The organism is Streptomyces sp. NPDC032161, from assembly GCF_040636995.1.
GTDB lineage: Bacteria > Actinomycetota > Actinomycetes > Streptomycetales > Streptomycetaceae > Streptomyces.
The window spans coordinates 127,067-149,968 of sequence record NZ_JBEZVN010000004.1 but is presented as its reverse complement, the minus strand read 5'-3'; the positions used below and the strand labels follow the sequence as shown (position 1 = coordinate 149,968).

The 22,902-nt window shown below is 71.5% G+C and carries 16 protein-coding genes; 12 read left to right on the top strand and 4 right to left on the bottom strand.

Going from position 1 to position 22,902, the window contains the following annotated elements:
• Positions 1-44 precede the first annotated feature (44 nt).
• Complete coding sequence (gene hemE / locus AB0E67_RS13000; RefSeq protein ID WP_362024958.1) at positions 45-1,097, bottom strand: uroporphyrinogen decarboxylase; 1,053 nt, start codon at positions 1,095-1,097, stop codon at positions 45-47.
• A gap of 111 nt (positions 1,098-1,208) precedes the next feature.
• On the opposite strand from hemE, the gene AB0E67_RS12995 reads away from it, so the two are divergent.
• The 10 genes from AB0E67_RS12995 (at position 1,209) to AB0E67_RS12950 (ending at position 15,848) form a co-directional block, all read left to right on the top strand.
• Complete coding sequence (locus tag AB0E67_RS12995) at positions 1,209-1,868, top strand: DUF3000 domain-containing protein (protein ID WP_362024955.1); 660 nt, start codon at positions 1,209-1,211, stop codon at positions 1,866-1,868.
• A 271-nt stretch (positions 1,869-2,139) separates the two neighbouring features.
• Complete coding sequence (locus AB0E67_RS12990; RefSeq protein WP_073785139.1) at positions 2,140-2,802, top strand: response regulator transcription factor; 663 nt, start codon at positions 2,140-2,142, stop codon at positions 2,800-2,802.
• A gap of 118 nt (positions 2,803-2,920) precedes the next feature.
• On the top strand, positions 2,921-4,195 hold the full coding sequence (locus tag AB0E67_RS12985) for a ribonuclease D (RefSeq protein ID WP_362024952.1): 1,275 nt from the start codon (positions 2,921-2,923) through the stop codon (positions 4,193-4,195).
• A 314-nt stretch (positions 4,196-4,509) separates the two neighbouring features.
• On the top strand, positions 4,510-5,736 hold the full coding sequence (locus tag AB0E67_RS12980; RefSeq protein ID WP_362024949.1) for an acetyl-CoA C-acyltransferase: 1,227 nt from the start codon (positions 4,510-4,512) through the stop codon (positions 5,734-5,736).
• Entirely contained in the window at positions 5,733-7,862 is a 2,130-nt protein-coding gene (locus AB0E67_RS12975; RefSeq protein WP_362024946.1) for a 3-hydroxyacyl-CoA dehydrogenase NAD-binding domain-containing protein, read from the top strand. The genes AB0E67_RS12980 and AB0E67_RS12975 overlap by 4 nt, the downstream gene beginning before the upstream one ends.
• Positions 7,863-8,175: 313 nt before the next feature.
• On the top strand, positions 8,176-9,999 hold the full coding sequence (locus AB0E67_RS12970) for a stealth family protein (RefSeq protein ID WP_362024943.1): 1,824 nt from the start codon (positions 8,176-8,178) through the stop codon (positions 9,997-9,999).
• On the top strand, positions 9,996-11,123 hold the full coding sequence (locus tag AB0E67_RS12965) for a DegT/DnrJ/EryC1/StrS family aminotransferase (RefSeq protein WP_362024940.1): 1,128 nt from the start codon (positions 9,996-9,998) through the stop codon (positions 11,121-11,123). Before AB0E67_RS12970 ends, AB0E67_RS12965 begins: the two co-directional genes overlap by 4 nt.
• Positions 11,120-12,142, top strand: coding sequence for a Gfo/Idh/MocA family oxidoreductase (locus AB0E67_RS12960; protein ID WP_362024937.1), 1,023 nt, complete (start codon positions 11,120-11,122; stop codon positions 12,140-12,142). The genes AB0E67_RS12965 and AB0E67_RS12960 overlap by 4 nt, the downstream gene beginning before the upstream one ends.
• A gap of 89 nt (positions 12,143-12,231) precedes the next feature.
• Positions 12,232-13,869, top strand: a complete 1,638-nt coding sequence (locus AB0E67_RS12955) for a stealth family protein (protein WP_362024934.1) — start codon at positions 12,232-12,234, stop codon at positions 13,867-13,869.
• The gene (locus tag AB0E67_RS12950; protein ID WP_362024931.1) at positions 13,866-15,848 is read left to right on the top strand and encodes a glycosyltransferase; all 1,983 of its coding nucleotides are present in this window, start codon (positions 13,866-13,868) and stop codon (positions 15,846-15,848) included. Before AB0E67_RS12955 ends, AB0E67_RS12950 begins: the two co-directional genes overlap by 4 nt.
• A gap of 282 nt (positions 15,849-16,130) precedes the next feature.
• On the opposite strand, the gene AB0E67_RS12945 is transcribed toward AB0E67_RS12950, so the two are convergent.
• On the bottom strand, positions 16,131-17,222 hold the full coding sequence (locus tag AB0E67_RS12945) for a hypothetical protein (RefSeq protein WP_362024928.1): 1,092 nt from the start codon (positions 17,220-17,222) through the stop codon (positions 16,131-16,133).
• 380 nt (positions 17,223-17,602) lie between these two features.
• On the opposite strand from AB0E67_RS12945, the gene AB0E67_RS12940 reads away from it, so the two are divergent.
• Positions 17,603-18,691: an LCP family protein gene (locus AB0E67_RS12940; RefSeq protein WP_362024925.1), complete on the top strand. Its 1,089-nt coding sequence runs from the start codon at positions 17,603-17,605 to the stop codon at positions 18,689-18,691.
• Between the two features lie 53 nt (positions 18,692-18,744).
• Positions 18,745-19,134, top strand: a complete 390-nt coding sequence (locus tag AB0E67_RS12935) for an NTP pyrophosphohydrolase (protein WP_362024923.1) — start codon at positions 18,745-18,747, stop codon at positions 19,132-19,134.
• A 20-nt stretch (positions 19,135-19,154) separates the two neighbouring features.
• On the opposite strand, the gene AB0E67_RS12930 is transcribed toward AB0E67_RS12935, so the two are convergent.
• Together AB0E67_RS12930 and dxs are read right to left on the bottom strand one after the other, a co-directional pair.
• Positions 19,155-20,666, bottom strand: coding sequence for an amino acid permease (locus AB0E67_RS12930; protein WP_362024920.1), 1,512 nt, complete (start codon positions 20,664-20,666; stop codon positions 19,155-19,157).
• Between the two features lie 250 nt (positions 20,667-20,916).
• Positions 20,917-22,854 carry a 1-deoxy-D-xylulose-5-phosphate synthase gene (gene dxs, locus AB0E67_RS12925; protein WP_360114545.1) on the bottom strand — a complete coding sequence of 646 codons (1,938 nt, stop codon included), beginning with the start codon at positions 22,852-22,854 and terminating at the stop codon, positions 20,917-20,919.
• Positions 22,855-22,902: the final 48 nt, after the last annotated feature.

The following is a 22,902-nucleotide window of genomic DNA, read 5'->3' as shown; positions in this document are numbered from 1 at the left end:
CGACCGGCTCGTCCCGGCCGCGGGCACCCGCCCGGACGTCTCCCTCAGCGCGCGGTCCGCTCGTGCACGTACGCCACGAGCCGGGTCAGGGCGTCCGGGTCCATCGACGGCATCACGCCGTGGCCCAGGTTGAAGACGTGGCCCTCCAGACCGGCGGCGGCGTCCAGCACCTCCTGGGCCTTCTCCTCCACCGTCGCGGTCGGCGCGAACAGCACCGCCGGGTCGAGGTTGCCCTGGAGCGCCTTGCCGGAGCCGACCCGGCGCGCGGCCTCGTCGAGCGGGACGCGCCAGTCGACGCCGACCACGTCCGCGCCCGCCTCGCCCATCAGGCCGAGGAGTTCGCCGGTGCCCACGCCGAAGTGGATGCGCGGGACCTCGTACGGGGCGACGGTCTCGAAGACCTTCGCGGAGGCGGGGAGCACCGAGCGCCGGTAGTCGGCGGGGGACAGCGCGCCCACCCAGGAGTCGAAGAGCTGCACGGCCGAGGCGCCGGCCTCGATCTGCACCTTGAGGAAGGCGCCGGTGATGTCGGCCAGCCGGTCGAGGAGGTCCGCCCACAGCTCCGGCTCGCCGTACATCATGGCCTTGGTGTGCTCGTGGTTGCGGGACGGGCCGCCCTCCACGAGGTAGCTGGCGAGCGTGAACGGGGCGCCCGCGAAGCCGATGAGCGGGGTGGCGCCGAGCTCGGCGACGAGCAGGCCGACCGCCTCGGTGACGTAGGACACGTCCTCGGGCGTGAGGTCGCGCAGCCGGGCCAGGTCGGCGCGGGTGCGGAAGGGCTCGGCGACGACCGGGCCGACGCCCGGCTTGATGTCGAGGTCGATCCCGATGGCCTTGAGCGGGACGACGATGTCGCTGAAGTAGATCGCCGCGTCCACCTTGTGACGGCGCACGGGCTGCATCGTGATCTCCGCGACGAGCTCCGGCATCATGCAGGAGTCGAGCATCGGGATGCCCTCGCGCACCTTGAGGTACTCGGGCAGCGACCGCCCCGCCTGACGCATGAACCAGACCGGGGTGTGCGGCACCGGCTCGCGGCGGCACGCCTTGAGAAACGCCGACTCATGGGTGGCGGAGGTCTTCGTCTGCTGGCCCATGGGGCGATCGTTGGCACTCACACCCAGAATCTTCGCACGAGGCGTAAGCGGCCGGGCCCGGCCGGGTGTCCCTCCCTGCACGCGGCTCCCGTTCCGCCTACTCTTCCCCGCATGGCTCCGGCTCAGGAACAGTTCTCCGATCGACCCGACGGCGCTGACGACAAGGACAGCGCGGAGGGCGGCTCCGTGCCGCCCGCTTTCCGGTCGGCGCTGGACGGCTTGCGCTCGGCGCGCCTGCGACCCGAACTGGAGGTCGAGCCGACCCACCCGCCCAAGCGGCTCGCCCCGTACGCGTACGCGCTGGAGGCGGCGGTCGTGCAGGGCGAGGAGGATCTGGCCGACGGCCGTCTCGTGCTGCTCCACGACCCGGACGGGCACGAGGGCTGGCACGGCACCTTCCGTCTGGTGACCCTGGTGCGGGCGGAGCTGGAACCGGAGATGGCGTCCGATCCGCTGTTGCCGGAGGTGTGCTGGTCCTGGCTGACCGGCGCGCTGGAGGCGCGCGGGCTGTCGTACGGAGCGGCGGGCGGCACGGTGACCCTGGCGGGTTCGCACTACTTCGGCGCGCTGGGAGCGCGGCGGCCGGCGACACAGATCGAGATCCGGGCGTCGTGGACACCGCGCGAGAGCCGGGGCGGGGCGCCGGACACTGCGGCGCATCTGACGGCGTGGGGCGATCTGCTGTGCCAGATCGCGGGCCTGCCTCCGTCGGGTCCGGCCGACGCGGCGGTGGTCTCGCTCCCGCAGCGGCGCGGCCCCCAGGTCCCCTGACACCCCGGCGGCGGAGCCGGCCGCCCCCTCCCGCCCTCTCGACACCCTGTCACCGCAGCTCAACACCGTGTCACGCTTTGCGCGGAGTTACCGACATTTTTTTCGTACAATCGATCGCGCGTCCGATTTGCCCGAATTGTTACTCAGCAAATCGCGATCTTCCTCTAAAGGAGGACGGGTCCGCTGCCGAAGAGGTCAATGACCCTTCAAGCACGGTGCGCCCCGGCTTCATCCCCGAGCCGGCCCGTCCCGCCACTTCCCAGGAGGCCTGGTGTCCGTTCTCCTAGAGCAGCCCGCAAGCCTGGTCGCCTACCGCCCGAACAAGCCGACGGCCATGGTCGTCGTGGCCGACCCGCGCGTCCGTTCCACCGTCACCCGCCATCTGTGGGCCCTCGGAGTACGTGACGTCATCGAGGCGTCGTCCATCGCGGAGGCCCGTCCCCGCGTCGGCAACCCGCGCGACATCTGCGTAGCCGACGTCCATCTGCCCGACGGTTCCGGGCTGACCCTGCTGTCCGAGACCCGGGCCGCCGGCTGGCCGAACGGCCTCGCCCTCTCCGCCGCCGACGACATCGGCGCGGTCCGCAACGCCCTCGCGGGCGGTGTGAAGGGCTACGTCGTCACCGGCACCCGGACCAACATCGGCCATCCCACCCGTCCGGGCGCCGCCCCCATCGGCGCCAACGCCGCCCGTATGCACCGCCGCCCCCCGGGCACCCCGAGCCACCCGGGCGGCTACCGCGAGCTCTCCGGCCGCGAGGTCGAGGTCCTCCGGCTGGTCGCAGAGGGCCAGTCCAACAAGGCCATCGGCGTCTCCATGGGGCTGTCCGCCCTGACGGTCAAGAGCCACCTCGCCCGGATCGCCCGCAAGCTCGGCACCGGCGACCGTGCCGGAATGGTCGCCGTCGCCCTGCGGACGGGCATCATCCACTGACCCTTCCCGCCCCGGCGACTCCCCCGGCCGCCGGGACCGGCTGGTTTGCATGCATCGGCGCCCGTCGACGGAACGTTCCGTCGACGGGCGCCGTACATCCACGGATACCCTTGACCACGTGACCGACGCCCAAGAGACCGCAGCAGACACATCACTGCGAACCACCGGGGGCGCTCCCCCGGACGACGTCGCCCCGGCGCCGATCCCCTTGCTCGAACCTCGCGAGGGCATTCCCCCGGTGGTGGCCTCCGACGACGCCCTCTCCCAGGTGATCGCGGCGTTCGCCGCGGGCACCGGCCCGGTGGCCGTCGACGCCGAGCGCGCCTCCGGCTACCGCTACGGCCAGCGCGCCTACCTCGTCCAGCTCCGCCGCGAGGGCGCGGGCAGCGCGCTGATCGACCCGGTGGGCTGCCCCGATCTGTCGAGGCTCGGGGAGGTACTGCACGGCAGCGAGTGGATCCTGCACGCCGCCACCCAGGACCTGCCCTGTCTGCGGGAGATAGGAATGACCCCCACGGGACTGTTCGACACCGAGCTGGCCGGGCGGCTGGCCGGCTTCCCCCGGGTCGGCCTCGGCGCCATGGTCGAGAGCGTGCTCGGGTACTCCCTGGAGAAGGGCCACTCGGCCGTCGACTGGTCCACCCGGCCACTGCCCGAGCCCTGGCTGCGCTACGCGGCGCTGGACGTGGAACTGCTGATCGACCTCCGCGACTCCCTGGAGAAGGAGCTCGACCGGCAGGGCAAACTGGAGTGGGCCCGGGAGGAGTTCGACGCGATCGCCGCCGCCCCGCCCGCTCCCCCGCGCAAGGACCCGTGGCGCCGCACCTCCGGCATGCACAAGCTCCGCCGTCGCCGCCAGCTGGCGGTGGTGCGGGAGTTGTGGACCGCCCGCGACCGGGTGGCCCAGCGCCGGGACCTCTCGCCCGGCAAGGTGCTGAGCGACGCCGCGATCGTCGAGGCCGCGCTCGCGCTCCCGGCGAACACGCATGCGCTGACCGCCCTGCCCGGCTTCGGCCACCGCATGGGCCGCCGGCAGCTGGAGCAGTGGCAGGCGGCCGTCGACCGGGCCAAGGCCCTGCCGGACTCCGAGCTGCCCCAGCCCGGCCAGGCCGTCGCCGGTCCGCCGCCGCCCCGCGCCTGGGCGGACAAGGACCCGGCCGCGGCGGCACGGCTCGCCGCCGCCCGCGCGGCGGTGTCGGAGCTCGCCGAGCGGCTGCACATGCCGCAGGAGAACGTGATCACGCCGGACACGGTGCGCCGGGTCTGCTGGGAGCCGCCCGGGAGCGCGACGCCGGACGCGATCGAGGCCGCGCTCATCGGCTACGGGGCTCGGCACTGGCAGATCGAACTGGTGGCCCCGCTCCTGGCACGCGCATTCTCCTCGAAGGCGTGAGATTCCGCCGACCGAGGGGCGTAATCACGCCAGGTTGAGCGAGCACCTCTCGCCGCACCGCGGTGCGGCGCGCCACCGGACGCCGGACGGGCCGTTTCCTCGGCCCCGTCCGGCGTTCGCCGTTCCCGCCGCGGACCGGGGCGGGGCGCGCCGGAGCCGCGGCGGCCGCGTGCGCCGCCGCGCCTTCGTGTGACCTTCGCCGCTCCGGTCGCAAGGGGTGGGCAGTCTGGTTACCCGCAAGTAGCATGAGGGGACGGCGTGCCCTCGGGCGCGCTCCGCAGCAGTGCCATCCCGCACCCTGGAGGAGAGCCACCGTGCCTCGTACCATCCGGGACGTCGTCTTCGTCGACGGCGTCCGCACCCCGTTCGGCAAAGCGGGCCCGAAGGGCATCTACCACGAGACCCGCGCCGACGATCTCGTCGTGAAGGCGATCCGGGAGCTGCTGCGCCGCAACCCGGCCCTGGACCCCGCGAAGGTCGACGAGGTCGCCATCGCCGCGACCACCCAGATCGGCGACCAGGGGCTGACGCTGGGCCGTACCGCCGGGATCCTGGCCGGCCTGCCGCAGTCCGTCCCGGGCTACTCCATCGACCGCATGTGCGCGGGTGCCATGACCGCCGTCACCACGACGGCCGGTTCCATCGCCTTCGGCGCGTACGACGTCGTCGTGGCCGGTGGTGTCGAGCACATGGGCCGCCACCCGATGGGCGAGGGCGTGGACCCGAACCCGCGCTTCGTGTCGGAGAAGCTGGTCGACGAGTCCGCCCTGTTCATGGGCATGACCGCGGAGAACCTGCACGACCGCTACCCGTCGATCACCAAGCAGCGCGCCGACGAGTACGCGGTCCGCTCGCAGGAGAAGGCCGCGAAGGCGTACGCCGACGGCAGGATCCAGCAGGACCTGGTGCCGGTCTCCGTGCGCCGCACCAACCCGGAGACCGGTGAGACGGGCTGGGGCCTGGCCACCGCCGACGAGCCGATGCGCCCGGGCACCACGCTGGAGAACCTGGCGGGTCTCAAGACCCCCTTCCGCGTCCACGGCCGGGTCACCGCCGGCAACGCGGCCGGTCTGAACGACGGCGCGACCGCCTCGATCATCGCCTCCGAGGACTTCGCCCGCGAGAACGGCCTCCCGGTCAGGATGCGCCTGGTCTCCTATGCCTTCGCGGGCGTCGAGCCCGAGGTGATGGGCTACGGCCCGATCCCGGCCACCGACAAGGCCCTCGCCAAGGCGGGTCTGTCGATCGGGGACATCGGCCTGTTCGAGATCAACGAGGCGTTCGCCGTGCAGGTGCTCGCCTTCCTGGAGCACTACGGCATCGCCGACGACGACGCGCGCGTCAACCAGTACGGCGGCGCCATCGCCTACGGCCACCCGCTGGCCTCCTCCGGCGTCCGTCTGATGACGCAGCTGGCCCGCCAGTTCGAGGAGCAGCCGGAGGTCCGCTACGGCCTCACCACCATGTGCGTCGGCTTCGGCATGGGCGCCACGGTCATCTGGGAGAACCCTCACCACAAGGACGCCGGAGGCAGCAAGTGAGCACCACCGCCGAGCTTTTGAAGGGTGCGGCCGAACTGTTCCCCGACGAGGTCGTGACGTCGGCGCACGTACGCCACCTCGACCTTCCGGCCGGAGCGGGCCGCTTCGCCCTGATCACTCTGGACAACGGCCTGGACCACACCAAGCCGACCACCTTCGGACCGCAGTCGCTGGGCAATCTGAACGCCGCCATCGACCAGGTCGAGAAGGAGGCCGCCGAGGGCGCGATCGTCGGTGTCGGCATCACCGGCAAGCCGTTCATCTTCGCGGTCGGCGCCGACCTCAAGGGCGTCGAGCTGCTGAGGAACCACGCGGACGCGCTGGCCATCGGCAAGGGCGGCCACGACGTCTTCCGTCGTCTGGCCGGCCTCGCGGTCCCCACGTTCGCCTACTACAACGGCGCGGCGATGGGCGGCGGGGTCGAGGTCGGGCTGCACTGCACGTACCGCACCGTCTCCAAGGCGGTTCCCGCCTTCTCGCTGCCCGAGGTCTTCCTCGGCCTGGTTCCGGGCTGGGGCGGCTGCGCGCTGCTGCCGAACCTGATCGGTGCCGACCGCGCGGTCTCGGTGATCATCGAGAACTCGCTGAACCAGAACCGCCAGCTCAAGGGCAAGCAGGTCTTCGAGCTCGGGATCGCCGACGCGCTCTTCGAGGGCGCGGACTTCCTGGAGCGTTCGCTGGCGTGGACCGCGGACGTGCTGAACGGCACGCTCACCGTGGAGCGCCCGGAGATCGACCGCGGGGACGCCTGGGACCAGGCCGTCGCCCGGGGCTGGGCCGTCGCCGACTCCAAGGTGCACGGCGCCGCCCCGGCCGCGTACCGCGCGCTGGACATCATCGCGGCGGCGAAGGACGGCGACCTGGGCGCCGGCTTCGACGCCGAGGACCAGGCCCTCGCGGACCTGATCATGGGTGGCGAGCTGCGTGCCGGGCTCTACTCCTTCAACCTGGTGCAGAAGCGTGCCAAGCGCCCGGCCGGTGCCCCGGACAAGAACCTGGCCCGCCCGGTCACCAAGGTCGGTGTCGTGGGCGCCGGTCTGATGGCCTCGCAGCTGGCGCTGCTGTTCCTGCGCCGCCTGGAGGTGCCGGTCGTGCTGACCGACATCGACCAGGAACGGGTGGACAAGGGCGTGGGCTACGTCCACGCCGAGATCGACAAGCTGCTCGGCAAGGGCCGTATCAACCAGGACAAGGCCAACCGCCTCAAGGCCCTGGTCTCCGGTGTGCTGGACAAGGCGGAGGGTTTCTCCGACGCCGACTTCGTCATCGAGGCCGTCTTCGAGGAGATCGGCGTCAAGCAGCAGGTCTTCGCGGAGGTCGAGGCGGTCGCCCCGGCGCACGCGATCCTCGCCACGAACACCTCGTCCCTCTCGGTCACGGAGATGGCGTCGAAGCTGAAGCACCCGGAGCGGGTCGTCGGCTTCCACTTCTTCAACCCGGTCGCGATCCTCCCGCTGCTGGAGATCGTCCGGGGCGAGAAGACCGACGACTCCTCGCTGGCCACGGCGTTCGCCGTGGCGAAGAAGCTGAGGAAGACCGCGGTGCTGGTGAAGGACGCCCCGGCGTTCGTCGTCAACCGCATCCTCACCCGCTTCATGGGCGAGATCCAGAACGTCATCGACGAGGGCACCCCGGTCGAGACCGCGGAGAAGGCGGTGGAGCCGCTCGGCCTGCCGATGTCCCCGCTGGTGCTGCTGGAGCTGGTCGGCCCGGCGATCGGCCTGCACGTCTCCGAGACCCTGAACCGTGCCTTCCCGGAGCGGTTCACCGTCTCCGAGAACCTCGCGGCGGTCGTCAAGGCGGGCAAGCGCGGCTTCTACGTGTACGACTCCGGAAAGCCGGAGCTGGACCCGGAGGTCGCCGCGCTCCTCGAACAGGGCGATGTCGTCCTGACCGAGCAGCAGGTCCGCGACCGGGTCCTGGACGCGGTGGCGCAGGAGATCGGTCTGATGCTGGACGAGGGTGTCGTCGCCGAGGCCCAGGACATCGACCTCTGCCTGATCACCGGCGCCGGCTGGCCCTTCCACCTGGGCGGCATCACGCCGTACCTGGACCGTGAGGGCGTCTCGGAGCGGGTCACCGGCAAGCGTTTCCTGGCACCGGGCGTGGCGAGCGTCCCCGCGTAACCCGCTGGAACACGCCTGATCCGGCTGCACGGGAAACGCACAAGCGGAACCACGGCGGGCCGTACACCTCGTGTGTACGGCCCGCTTTCGTGTACCCAAAGGTCCGAATCGTAACCGATTCGCGATTTTTACTTTCATGATCAACCTTATTTTCTTGTTAATCTTCACCCCTGCGACACGCCTGCTTCACTCGGCCGCACCGTACGGTGGACCGTCCACCCCCACTCCGCCCGACCGAGCAGCCGACGCGTCGTCGTCACAGCACTGATTGCTCGCCGTCCGGCCGAGCGGGGGAACACGAGGTAGTCGAGCGATGGGCAATCCCGAGGCCTCCACACTCGTGCGCCTCTACCGACGCCTGCTGCCGCACGCGCTCAGACAGCGGCTCGTGAGGGTCTTCCCGGCGAACAGCCGACTGCTTCTGCAGCGGTGTCTCGCGGGCCTGGGCGGCACCTGGCGCGGCCTGCGCACATGGCTGAGCCTGCGGCTCGACAAGCGGCTGCGCCGGGATCTGCGCCGGACCGGTGTCCTGCCCGTCTGGTCCGGGGGCAGGGTCCGGGCCGCCGAGGTCACCGAGGGCCTCACCCCCTCCGTCGCCCGGGCCACCAACCTGCTGCGCGTCTGCGCGGTCCTGGAACGGCACGGCGTCCCGCACTTCTGCGTGCGCGGCAACTCCGTCACCATGACCGCCGTCGCCGTTCCCGCGAGCGAGCGCCCACGGGCCGAGCGGGCCCTGCGGGTGAGCACGCTCGCCGCGGGCGCGCTGCTCGCGGGCGACACGAAGGGGGGCCGTCCGCTCCACGCGGATCAGCGGGGCTCCTGGTCACAGCTCTCAGGCGAAACGATTCTGCGCATGTGGTGGCCGCTCACCGACCCCACGGGACGCTGGACGCTGGGACCGAACCACGCCTGCGCCGTCGAGTTCTGGGCCGAGGAGGACGCGCTGCTGATCGCCCCCGTCCCCAACCTGACAGCGACGGCCGTCGTCGCCGCCGAGAACCCGGTGCGCATGCCGGTCAGCCACTTCACGGGACCGGTCAGCGGCGTGCGGGACGACCTGCCACGGGTGAGCACACGGTCCGAGTTCACGCTCTCCCTCCCGGACGAGGTCACCTTTCCGGTGGACGCCGTCTACACCTGGGTCGACGGGGCCGATCCCGAATGGATCCGCCGTCGCGCCACGGCCCTGGGCCGCACCGACTACCACGAACAGGCCGTCAGCGCCGCCCGGTTCACCAGCCGCGACGAACTGCGCTACTCCCTGCGCTCACTGCACCAGTTCGCCCCCTGGCTGCGCACCGTCTACCTGGTCACGGACGGGCAGGTGCCCGCCTGGCTGAACACCGCACACCCCGGCATCGTGGTCGTCCACCACCGCGACATCTTCACCGACGCATCGGCGCTGCCGACCTTCAACTCGCACGCCATCGAGAGCCAGTTGCACCACATCCCCGGCCTCTCGGACCACTTCCTGTACTTCAACGACGACGTCTTCCTGGGCCGCAGCGTGACCCCCGGCGAGTTCTTCCACGCCAACGGGCTCTCCAAGTACTTCCCCTCCAACGCGCTCGTCCCCATGACCCCGCCCTCGCCGGACGACCCGCCGTCGGAGATCGCCGCGAAGAACAACCGCGTCGTCATCGCGGGGACCTTCGACCGCGTTCTGACCAGGAAGATGAAGCATGTGCCGCACTCGCTGCGCCGCGACGTCCTCCAGGAGATCGAGGAGCGCTACGCGACCGAGCACCGGCTGACCCAGCACTCACGGTTCCGCAGCCCCGGCGACCTGTCGATCACCTCGTCGCTGCACCACTACTACGGGCAGCAGACCAGCCGCTCGGTGGCGGGCAGGATCCGCTACACCTACCTGGACCTGGCGGCGCCCACCACCGGACGGCATCTCAACCGCCTGCTCGCCCAGCGCGACTACCACACCTTCTGCATCAACGACACCGTCGACGACCCCGACACGGCCGAGGCCCGCACGGCGATGCTGAGGACCTTCCTGGAGAGCTACTTCCCCGTCCCCAGCCCCTACGAGCAGTCCGGCCCCGGCCTCCCCCGGTCCCTCGACCGACGGGACACGAGCCGGACCGGGCAGCACCACCATCCCCACCTTCTCGAAATGGAACGATGACTCACGACCAGCACATGATCCGCGCGGCAGCCCCGGTGATCGGAGAGGACGAGATCGAGGCCGCCGTGCGTGTACTGCGCGGCGGCATGGTGGCCCAGGGACCCGAGGTCGCCGCCTTCGAGGAGGAGTTCTCGAAGATCGTCGACGGACGGCACTGCGTCGCCGTCAACTCCGGTACCAGCGCGCTGCATCTGTCGCTGGTGGCGCTCGGCATCGGCCCGGGCGACGAGGTGATCGTCCCCTCCTTCACCTTCGCCGCGACCGCCAACGCCGTCCGTCTGGCCGGCGCCACCCCGGTCTTCGTGGACATCGAGCGCGACAGCTTCTGTCTGTCACCGCAGGCGGCCGAGGCCGCGATCACCCCGCGCACCGCCGCGATCATGCCGGTGCATCTGTACGGGCACCCGGCCGCGATGGGCGCGTTCACCGCGCTGGCCGAGCGGCACGGTCTCGCGATCGTCGAGGACGCGGCGCAGGCCCACGCCGCCGCCCTGGACGGCACGCCCGTGGGCGCGTTCGGCGCGGCGGCGTGCTTCAGCTTCTACCCGACCAAGAACATGCACAGTCTGGAGGGCGGCATGGTCACCACGGGCGACGCCGCGGTCGCCCGGACGCTGCGCCTGCTGCGCAACCAGGGGATGGAGCAGCGGTACGCCAACGAGATCGTCGGCTTCAACGTCCGCATGACGGACGTCGCCGCCGCGATCGGACGGGTGCAGCTGCGCAGCCTGCCCGCCTGGACACGGCAGCGCCGTGCCAACGCCGCCGTGCTGGACGCCGGTCTGCGCGGGGTCGTCACGCCGCCGGTCGCCGAGGGGGCCGAGCACGTCTACCACCAGTACACGATCCGGATCGGCGCGGAGAGCGGCAAGGACCGCGAGACGGCCTCCCGCGAACTGCTGGAGCGCGGCATCGGAAACGCGGTCTACTACCCCACGCCGGTGCACCGCCTGGCCGCGTTCCGGACCGGCGAGAAGGTGCTCGGCCACACCGCGGGCGAGCTGCCCGAGACCGAGCGGGCCGCGGCGGAGGCGCTCTCCATCCCCGTCCACCCGATGCTGACCCCGCAGGAGCTCGACCGTCTGACGGCCACCGTCAACGAGGTCGTGGGAGACCGGGCATGAGCACGCACAAGCCGCTCAGGGCCGGGCTGATCGGCCTCGGCTCGATGGGCCGCAACCACGCCCGGGTGCTGCACGGCCTGGAGGGCGTCGAGCTCGTCGCCGTCGCGGACCCGGTGGCCGCCCCGGGCAGCGCCCCCGCGGGCGTGCCCCTGGTGCGCTCGGTGGCCGAGCTCGCGGCCGCGGGCATCGACTACGCCGTCGTCGCCTGCCCCACGGCCCTGCACGAAGAGGTCGCCCTCGACCTGGCCGAGCGCGGGATCCACGCGCTCATCGAGAAGCCGCTCGCCCCCTCGGTGCGGTCGGCCGAGACGATCGGCCGGGCGTTCGAGAAGCGTGGTCTGGTGGCCGCCGTCGGCCACATCGAGCGCTTCAACCCCGCCCTCCGCGAGCTGCGCGCCCGCCTGGAGCTCGGCGAACTCGGCGAGGTCCTCCAGGTGGTGACGCGCCGTCAGGGTCCCTTCCCGGCGCGGATCGCGGATGTGGGCGTGGTGTACGACCTGGCCACCCACGACATCGATCTGACCGCCTGGCTCACCAACAGCCGTTATGAATCGGTGAGTTCGTACACCGTCGCACACAGCGGTCGTCCCCACGAGGACATGGTGGGTTTCATCGGGCGCCTGTCGTCCGGGGCCATGACCAGCCACCTGGTCAACTGGCTGTCCCCGCTCAAGGAGCGGGTCACCGTCGTGACGGGCGAGCACGGCTGTTTCGTGGCCGACACCCTCACCGCCGACCTGTGGTTCCACGCGAACGGCTCGCAGCCCACCGAGTGGGAGGGGCTGCGGCAGTTCCGTGGCGTCTTTGAGGGCGACGTGACGCGCTACGCGGTCGTGAAGCGGGAACCCCTGCTGGTCGAGCACGAGACCTTCCGTGACGCGGTGCTCGGCGAGGAGGCCGACATCGTGACCCTGGAGCAGGCGACCGACACCGTCGCGGTGGCCGAGGCCGTGCTCGCGGCGGCCGCGGACGGGACGTCGGTCGCTCCGGACCCCCGTCGGCCACTGACCCCCGTCTGACCCGTCGGGTACGGACCCCGCCCACCGGGTCCGCACCCGACGGAGTCGTTCCGGCGTCCCGAGGACGCACCTACGTACTGGAGTATTCGTTGATCCACCCGATCCCTGCCGAGGTGGACCGCCCGCAGCGCCCGTTGCCGCCGGGACTGCACGAGGTCCCCGTGGGCATGCACCGCCGCCTGGCGCACGTACAGCCCGGCCTCACGCCGCTCGAGGTCCGCGCCCAGCACCTGGAGCTGGTCTCCACGGCGCTGACCCGGGCCGGCGTCGAGCACTTCGTGGTCCCCGGGACCGAGGACACCTCGTCCGCGGTCGGCGTCCGGGACACCGAGCGGGCCCGGGTCGCACAGGCACTGCGGGGGCTGTTCGACCGGAGCCCCGGGTACGTCCAGCGCAAGGTCCCGGTCCAGCGCACCGGCGAGCTGCTGCACCTCGGCTCCCGCGAGGCGTCCTGGCAGCATCTGGAGGCCGTCGACGTGCTGCGCGTCGTCTGGTTCCAGGCCGACCCGTCGGGCGACCTGGTCTACGGCACCGAGTACGGCTGCGACGTCGAGTTCTGGCGGGAGGAGGAGGGGCGGCTGCTGCCGCCGCGGATCAACCGGGGCGCGAGCTTCCTGCCCGTGCAGGGCGGGACGGCGCTCGTTCCGGCGCACCGCTTCTCCCGCCTCGCACCGCCGGAGACGGACACCGTGCCCCGGCAGCGCCGCTGGGGACGCAAGCCGAAGCGGACCGGGCTGCCGACCCGCCAGGAGTTCGTCTGCACCGGTCCCGACGAGATCACCTTCCCCATCGACGTCGTCTACACCTGGGTGGACAGCGACGACCCGGCCTGGCAGCGCCGCCGGGCCGAGGCGTCCGGCGACGTCTTCCACGAGGAGTCGGCGAGCGCCGGACGCTACATCAACCGCGACGAGCTGCTCTACTCGATGCGCTCGCTGCACATGTACGCCCCCTGGGTGCGGCACGTCTTCCTCGTCACCGACGACCAGGTCCCGCACTGGCTCGACGAGTCCGCCGAGGGGATCACCGTGGTCTCCCACCGGGAGATCTTCCGCGACACCAGCAAGCTCCCGGTCTTCAACTCCCATGCGATCAGCGCCCAGTTGCACCGGGTTCCGGGACTCTCGGAGCACTTCATCCACTTCAACGACGACGTGTTCGTCGGGCGGCCGATCACCCCTCACGAGTTCTTCCTCCCCAACGGGGCGTCCAAGTACTACCCGGACAACGTCCGCATCCCGATGGGCCCCGTCCAGCCGGACGACCTGCCGCACGAGGTGGCCCGCAAGAACGTCCGCGCCCTGCTGGAGGACCGGTTCGGCCGCACCATCATCGACGCGATGAAGCACACCCCCGTGCCGCTGCGGCGCAGCGTGCTGGAGGAGATGGAGCGGGAGTTCGCGGACGTGTTCCGGGCGACCGCGGCCGCGCGCTTCCGCAGCCGTACCGACATCGACGTCGGCACCTGCATGTACCCGTACTACTCCTACTTCACCGGTCGCGGGGTGCCGGACTCCATTCCGTACGCCTATCTCCACCTCTCCATGGTCCAGCTCTCCAGGAAACTGGACCGGCTGCTCAAACGGCGTGACACGGCCGTCTTCTGCGTGAACGACTCCTTCACCACCGAGGACGACGTGGCCGACCAGGAGGCGTTGATCCACCCGTTCTTCGAGGCGTACTTCCCGCTTCCCAGCCCGTACGAGAAGTCCTCGGCGACACGATGAAGATCGAATTCCTGGTCCAGAACGCCTACGCCGCGGACGGCACCACCCGCGCGGTGATCAACCTCGCCGATGCCCTCGCCGACACGCACGACGTCCGACTCGTCTCGGTGTTCCGCTGGCTCGACCGGCCCGCCATCGCGCCCGCCCGCGGGGTGCGGGTGGTGCCGCTGCTCGATCTGCGCGAGGGCCGCCGCCCGGACAAGCAGGACGAACGCAGGCTCACCCCGTCCCGGGTCGTTCCGCGTACCCAGGAGATGTCCTGGCGCTACAGCCTGCTGACGGACGACAAGGTCGAGGAGTACCTGCGGGCGAGCCAGGCGCAGGTGGTGGTCGCCACCAGTCTCGAACTGGCCGCCTACGTCTCGCGCTGGGGCAGACCGCGGGCGCTGCGGCTGGGGCAGTTGCACCAGCTGACCACCGTGCTCCCGGCGCCGGAGCAGAGCCGCGCCTGGGCGGGGATCGGGCGGCTCGACGCGGTCGTGGTGCCGAGCGCCGAGGAGGCCGAGGCGATCACCCGGGCGGGGCTGCCGGGCGGCATCGCGATCCACGCCCATCCCGACTGCGTGCCCGATCCCCGGGTGCGCCCCGCCGACGGGCGGTCCCGGATCGTGATGGCGGCCGGGCGGCTGGTCCCGGAGAAGCGGTTCGACCTGCTCGTCCAGGCGTTCGCCCAGGTGGTGGCGGTGCGTCCGGACTGGCAGCTGCGGATCTACGGGACCGGTCCGGAGTACGGCCGGCTGCGTGCCCTCGTCGCCGAACTGGAGCTGTACAACCATGTGTTCCTGATGATGGAGGAGCCGCGGCTGGAGGCCCGGTGGGCCGGGGCGGCCATCGCGGCCGGGACCTCGGACCGGGAGTCCTTCGGCCTGGCCCTGGCCGAGGCGATGCGCTGCGGGCTGCCCGTCGTCGCCACCGCCTGCCCGGGCGGGCCGCGGGAGATCGTCCGTCACGAGGAGAACGGCCTGCTCGTGCCGATGGACGACGCCGACGCGTTCGCCGCCGCGCTGCTGCGTCTGATCGACGACGAGCCCGAACGCCTGGCACTGGGCCGCCGGGCCCTGGAGGACTCGCGTGCCTACGGCCCCGAGGACTCGGCGCAGCGGTTCGAGAGGGTCGTCGGATCGGCCCGCCGGGTGCGCCGGGAGAGCCGCCCCGCGGCCGAGGTCGCCGTCTCCTGCGAGGTGACGGGGAACGGCCTGGTCGGTCTGCGTCTGGAAGGTGTCCGGGGCGGCCGGGACGACCTCGAACTGGTGCTGCGCAGGCGGAAGGCGGCGCGCGGCGAACAGCCCGTCAGGCTGCCGCTGCGGCCGGCCGGGGGTCCCTGCCCCCATCGGTACGAGGCGCTGGTCCCGCCGGACCCCGAGGTCCTCCACGAGGGACGCTGGGACGTCCATCTGGACACCGGTGAGGGCAGTCCGGCGAAGGTCCGGCCGGGCTCCCTGGACCTGCGCGGTCTCGGACCGGTCGCCACCGGTCCCGCGTACACCGTCGTGCATCTTCCCTACGCGTCCGAGAGCGGTCATCTCGTGCTGCGCACCTGGACCCGTAAGCGTCATGCGGAGGCGACCGAGGTCTGGGTCCACGAGGGGGTCGTGCATGTGCGGGGGCTGCTCTACGGCTGCGACTTCGGCAGCGCGGAGCCGCTGCTGCTGATGCGCAGACGGGGTGTCGGGGAGGCGGGATTCTGGCTGCCCGGCGCCTCCTCGGGCGGGGCCGACTTCTCCTTCTCGCTGCCCGCCTCCGACCTGGCCGACCATCTGGTGTCCCGGCACGAGCTGTGGGACCTGTGGGTGGGCCGGCGTCATGACCCGGTCGTGGCGCGGCTCGGCCGATTCCTGACGGACGTGGTGGACGTGAAGGCGGTGTTCGGCTATCCCACGGCGGTGGTGCCCACCGATGACGGGCAGCCGGTCATGGTGAAGCCGTACTTCACGGCCGGTACCGAACTGTCGGTCCGGGTCTCCGAGAGGGCGGAGTGAGCGCGCGTGGTCACGACCGGGCCGTGTCGTCGAAGTGCCGCCGTCCGGCCGGAGGCCGGGCCGTGCGGCGTCCGGTGCTTCCCCGAGTTCTCGGCTCCGCCCGAACAGGGGAGACCCCATGGATGGCAAGGCGGAGGATCGTCCTCGTACCGGGCGTACGCGGACGGATCCGACAACGCCGCGAGCGTGTGCGCCGGGCGTCGCACGGCAGGCGGCATTTCGACGACACCGCCCGGGGCTCCGGGCGCGCGGAGGCCCTGGGCGCGGACCGCCGGTGGCGGCTCACAGCCGGACCCAGTGCTCCAGCACCATGCCCTGCTGGTCGGTGCGCTGCCGGGTGACGTTCATCCGCCCGTCCCGGTCGACGGCCGCGACGACCAGCCGTCCGTCGCGGTCCAGGGCGAGTGCCGGAGTGCCCTCGCAGGACTGGAGGGTGTCCGCCCACCAGGCCCCGGCGGACTCCAGCTCGGTCGGGTAGGCGGTCAGCGCGAGGGTGCCCGTCCGTTCCCGCTGGGCCAGCACGGTGCAGTCGTAGCCGTCGACGAGGCAGCGGCCGAGCGCGAGGGGGCCGCTGCCCGAGTGGCCGCCCAGCGGTGCGGGCGCGACGTCCGGGGCGCCCGCCACCGGCAGGCGGTGGGCGAGGACCTCGCCGGACTGCTCGTCGCGCCAGTAGTGGGTGATCCGGCCCTCGTGGGTCTCGGTGCCGGAAGCCGTCCGCGCCCGGGCGATGAAGACGAGGTTGGGGGCCCGGTCCAGCGCGCCCCCCGGGGTGTCCTGCCGCCAGACGTACACGCCCTTGTCGGCGGGCATGAACAGCTCGATGCGACCGGACCGGGTGACGACGGCGGACAGGCCCTCGCGGACCCGCTTGCACGGCAGGGACGTCCACTTGCCCCAGACGCCGCGCGGGTCGCGCCTGCGGGTGGACACTCCCCCCATGGCGTTGCGGACGAACACGTGGAGCGCGTCGCCGCCGTCGACGACGGCGACCGGGGCGCCGACGGCCGACGCCTTCTCGGCGTCCTTGCCGTGCGGGTTGCCGATCGAGTGCCAGCCGGTCATGGGCCGGCCGACCTGGTACTGGGAGGCGTAGACGATGTCGACGGGCGCGTGCGGATCGTTCGTCGTGCGCCGCAGGCCGAACACGTCGGCGAAGCCCGTCGCGCCCTGCGCCACGCTCAGGTACGGCAGCATCCGGGCGTCGGGGAGCAGGAGTTCGGGCGCGGTCCAGCCGTCGCGTGCGGCCGTCGTTTCGGTCCAGCGGACGATGCCACCGGTTCTGGCCGGGGCGTACGCGGTGAGGCGGCCGTCGGGCGCGACGGTCAGCCAGTCCGCCCTCGGCGGGGCCGCCGCCAGGAACTCGGGGACGGTCACGGCCTCCTGGGCCGGTCCGGCAGGGGTCCTCCGGGAGGAAGCCGCGGCACGCCTACGCCCAGTACCCACACCCATTGATTCCCGACCGTTCTTCACTGAATGCTCTTTCCGGTGCCGAACGGCGTTGGGCGGAGCCCCATGTGTCTCTGTTGAGTGACCAGTTTGAACACAACAGCAACAACTGATGTCAGAATAATACTCGACAGGGTCGATTTCAGGCCGATTCCTGTCACACCATGTGGCTTTGAGGCAAGAATCATGCCCCGGGCAGAAGCGCGGTACCCCACGGAGCGACTTCGGCACGCATGGCCCGCCCGCCACTCATTCCTCTCCTCTCGCACGCTTTCACGCGTGTCCCGACGGAAGAACCAGACGAGCCCATGACAGATCACAACTCCGGCAGCGGATCGCGCACGTCCCACGGCACACGGTCGGGGCGAGCGCCCCGCAAACGGCGGCGCGGCCTCAAGATCACCCTGGCCGTGCTGCTCGTCCTGCTGCTCGCCGCGGGCGGCACCTTCTACTGGCTGTACAGCAGGCTCGACGGGAACATCACGGCCGTCGACATCGACAAGGCGCTCGGCGACGACCGCCCCGAGAAGCTGCCGACCAGCGGGCAGAACCTGCTGGTGCTCGGCTCCGACTCGCGGGCCGGGGCCGAGAACAAGAAGCTGGGCGGCGGGGGCGACGTGGCCGGTGCCCGCTCGGACACCGCGATGGTGGTGCACATACCGGAGGGCCGTACCAGGGCCGTCGCCGTGTCCATACCCCGCGACACCCTGGTGACCAGGCCGCAGTGCACCGGGCCCGACGGCTCCGCCGTGCGCTCCGCGGACCGGGTGATGTTCAACTCCGTCTATTCCCAGGTCGGTCCGGCCTGTGTGGTCAAGACGGTCGAGAAGATGTCCGGAGTCCGGATCGACCACTACCTGGAGATCAACTTCGCCGGGTTCAAGGACCTGGTCGACGCGATCGGCGGCGTCACCGTCGACGTTCCGCAGGACATCCACGACAAGTCGTCCGGCCTCGACCTCACCAAGGGACAGCACCGGCTCGACGGCACCCAGTCGCTCGCCTACGTCCGCACCCGGCACGGCATCGGGGACGGCAGCGACCTCGGCCGGATCGGGCTCCAGCAGCAGTTCCTGCTCGCGCTGCTGAGCGAGGTCAAGTCGCAGAACCTGCTGAGCAGCCCGGCGAACATGTACCGGATCGCCGACTCGGCGACCAAGTCGCTGACGACCGACGAGGGCCTCGCCTCGCTGACCTCGCTCTCGGAGTTCGCCCGCTCCATGCAGGGGGTCGACCCGGGCTCCATGGAGACGATCATGCTCCCGGTCGCGTACGACACGGCCGACCCGAACCGGGTGGTGGCGGCGCAGCCGCAGGCCAGGACGTTGTGGAAGGCGATCCGCGAGGACGCCCCGATCCCGGAGTCGGCGAAGAAGTCCCCCGCCACCGGCGGCTGACGGACCTGCGGCGGCCGACGCGCGGGGCCGTCGGCGCGTGGCACGCTTCCGGCATGGTGAACGAACGGACCACCCTGGTGATCGTCGACGCGGCCAACGTGGTCGGGTCGGTGCCCGACGGCTGGTGGCGGGACCGGCACGGCGCGGCCGTTCGGCTGCGCGACGCGCTGGTCCCGCTGGCCGGGCACGGGCTGCCGGGCGTCCCCGGCCCCGTCGATCTGGTGCTGGTCGTCGAGGGCGCGGCCCGGGGCGTCGACCCGGTCCCCGGGGTGCGGGTGGATCCGGCCCCCGGGAGCGGGGACGACCGGATCGTGGAACTGGCCGCGGCGGCGGGCGGCCGCGCCTGTGTCGTCGTCACCGCGGACCGGGAACTGCGGCGCCGCGTCGAGGCGTACGGCGCGCGGTGCGTGGGGCCGCGCGCGGTGCGGCCCTCGCGTCCTTGAGGGCGCTCCCCCGCCCGGCCCTACGGTCGGCCGACGGGCTTGTTGAGCCGGCTGTGCCCGCGCCCGTACACGAAGTAGATGATCGCTCCGAGGATCATCCAGACGGCGAACCGCAGCCAGGTCTCCGCCGGCAGATTGAGCATCAGCCAGACCGAGGCGATCACCGACAGGGCGGGGACGAGCGGGACCCACGGGGTGCGGAAGGCCCGGTGCAGTTCGGGGCGGGTGCGGCGCAGCACCAGCACCCCCAGGGCGACGACGACGAACGCGAAGAGCGTGCCGATGTTCACCAGCGTCGCGAGTTCGTTGATGCTGGTGAATCCGGCGACGACCGCGATGACCACGCCCAGCAGGACGGTCGGGCGGTACGGGGTGCGAAAACGCGGGTGCGTCCTGGAGAAGAACCGCGGGAGCAGCCCGTCCCGGCTCATCGCGAAGAACACCCGGGTCTGGCCGAGCAGCAGGATGAGACAGACCGTGGTGAGGCCGATCGCGGCGCCGAAGCTGATGAGCCCGGCGTAGACGGGATGGCCGACGGCCTTGAACGCGTCGGCCAGCGGGGCCTCGACGGACAGCCGGGTGTAGTGCTCCATGCCCGTGACCACCAGGGAGACGGCGACGTAGAGCGCGGTACAGATGAACAGCGAGGCGAGGATGCCGCGCGGCATGTCGCGCTGCGGGAGCTTCGTCTCCTCGGCCGCCGTCGCCACCACGTCGAAGCCGATGAAGGCGAAGAAGACGATGGAGGCGGCGGTGAAGATGCCCATGACGCCGAAGTTCGTGGGCGCGTACCCGGACATCAGCTGGATCAGCGGCGCGGTCAGCCCGGAACCGGGGGGCTGCGGCTGCGCCTCGGGGATGAACGGCCGGTAGTTGTCGGCCCTGACGAAGAACAGTCCCGCGATGATCACGACGAGCACCACGGCGACCTTGATGGCGACCACGACGGACGTGACCCGGGCCGAGAGCTTCATGCCCAGCACCAGCACCACGGTCAGGACGAGGATCAGGGCGAAGGCCAGGATGTCGAAGCCGAATCCTTTCGCCACATCCGTTCCCGAGAGCACGTCCGGCAAGGTCCACCCGAAGTTGTCCAGCAGCGAACGGACGTAGCCGGACCAGCCGACCGCCACCACCGCCGTGCCGAGCGCGAACTCCAGCACCAGGTCCCAGCCGATGATCCAGGCGACGAGTTCGCCGAGCGAGGCGTAGGCGAAGGTGTACGCGGAACCGGCGACCGGGACCGTGGAGGCGAACTCGGCGTAGCAGAGCGCGGCCAGGGCGCAGACGACTCCGGCGACCACGAACGCGAGGGCGGTGGCCGGACCCGCGGTCTCCTTGGCCACCTTGCCGGTGAGCACGAAGATGCCGGTGCCGATGATGACGCCCACTCCGAAGACGGTGAGGTCCAGCGCGGAGAGGGACTTCCTGAGCGCGTGCTCCGGCTCCTCGGTGTCGCGGATGGACTGCTCGACCGTCTTGGTCCGGAACAGTCCGTCACTGCTGGGTGGTGTGTCCTGCTGGGCGGTCACCGGCGTACCTCCACGCGCTCGTCGTGTACGCCATGATTTGGGAGCTTCGGCGGCGAAGGACCGCGCACCGGAGGATTTCACGCGAACGGGCCGGTCGAACCACTCGTACAGGGTGGTTCGACCGGCCCGTTCGGCCGTGCCGGGGTCGCTCGTACGGACCGGGTCCGCCCGGTTCACCGACCGCGTCGCGCGTAGCGGACCGTGCCGCACGCGGGAGAGGTGGCCCGCCGGGGACGCCCGGGCGAGGACGTCAGTCGCGGACCGGTTCGATCATGGAGCCGCCGTCCACGGAGTCGTCGTCCGCGCCCGTCCCGAAGCGTCCGTCGAGCCTGGCGACCAGACCGGTGACCTGGCGGGCGATGTCCGGCGCGGTCAGCCCGATCTCGGCCATGACCTCCTTGCGGGAGGCGTGGTCCAGGAAGCGCGGCGGGATGCCGAAGTCGCGCAGCGGTACGTCCACCCCGGCGTCGCGCAGCGCCTGGGAGACGGCGGAGCCGACGCCCCCGGCCCGGCTGTTGTCCTCGACGGTGACGACGACCCGGTGCCGCTCGGCGAGCGGAGCCATGGCGTCGTCGACCGGCTTGACCCAGCGCGGGTCGACCACGGTCGTCGAGATGCCCTGGGCGTCGAGCAGGTCGGCGATCTCCAGGCACATGGGAGCGAGCGCGCCGACGGAGACCAGCAGGACGTCCGGCCGGTCGGTGCCGGGCTCGCGCAGGACGTCCATGCCGCCGACCCGGCGCACGGCCTTGACCGCCGGGCCGACCGCGCCCTTGGAGAAGCGGACCACGGTCGGAGCGTCGTCGACGTCGACGGCCTCACGGAGCTGGGCGCGCACCTGGTCGGCGTCGCGCGGGGCGGCGATCCGGAGTCCGGGCACGCACTGCAGGATCGACATGTCCCACATGCCGTTGTGCGAGGCGCCGTCGGTGCCGGTGACCCCGGCCCGGTCGAGGACGAAGGTCACTCCGCAGTTGTGCAGCGCGACGTCCATCAGGACCTGGTCGAAGGCGCGGTTGAGGAAGGTGGCGTACACCGCGAAGACCGGGTGCAGCCCGCCGGTCGCGAGACCGGCCGCGGAGACCGCGCCGTGCTGCTCGGCGATGCCGACGTCGTAGATCCGGTCCGGGAACTCCTTCTCGAACCCGGTGAGGCCGACCGGCTGGAGCATGGCCGCGGTGATCGCGACGATGTCCTTGCGCTCCTTGCCGAGCTTGACCATCTCCTCGCCGAAGACGGAGGTCCAGTCGAGGCCCGCGGTGGCGACCGGGAGACCGGTGTCGGGGTGGATCTTGCCGACGGCGTGGAAGCGGTCGGCCTCGTCCTCGAGGGCGGGGGTGTAGCCGCGCCCCTTCTCGGTGAGGCAGTGCACGATGACCGGTCCACCGAAGCGCTTGGCGCGCTGGAGCGCGGACTCCAGGGCCTCGATGTCGTGGCCGTCGATCGGGCCCACGTACTTCAGGCCGAGGTCCTCGAACATGCCCTGCGGGGCGATGAAGTCCTTCAGCCCCTTCTTCGCGCCGTGCAGCGTCTCGTAGAGCGGCCTCCCGACGACGGGGGTGCGCTCCAGGATGTCCTTGCCCCGGGCCAGGAAACGCTCGTAGCCGTCGGTGGTGCGCAGCGTCGCGAGGTGGTTGGCGAGGCCGCCGATGGTCGGCGCGTAGGAGCGCTCGTTGTCGTTGACGACGATGACGAGCGGGCGGTCCTTGGCGGCGGCGATGTTGTTCAGCGCCTCCCAGGCCATGCCGCCGGTGAGCGCGCCGTCACCGATGACCGCGACGACGTGGTCGTCCTTGCCGAGCAGCTCGTTGGCCTTGGCCAGGCCGTCGGCCCAGCCGAGCACGGTGGAGGCGTGCGAGTTCTCGATGACGTCGTGCTCGGACTCCGCGCGGGAGGGGTAGCCGGAGAGGCCGCCCTTGCTCTTGAGCTTCGAGAAGTCCTGGCGGCCTGTGAGGAGCTTGTGCACATAGCTCTGGTGACCGGTGTCGAACAGCACCTTGTCCTTCGGCGAGTCGAAGACCCGGTGCAGGGCGATGGTGAGCTCCACCACACCCAGGTTGGGGCCGAGGTGGCCACCGGTCTTCGAGACCGCGTCGACGAGGAAGGTCCGGATCTCTTCGGCGAGCTGGTCCAGCTGCTCGGGAGTGAGCCGGTCCAGGTCACGCGGTCCAGCGATGCGGGTCAGCAGATCCCACCCGCCCGCCGCCGCCCTTGCACGTCGCGCTTCGCGCGGCTG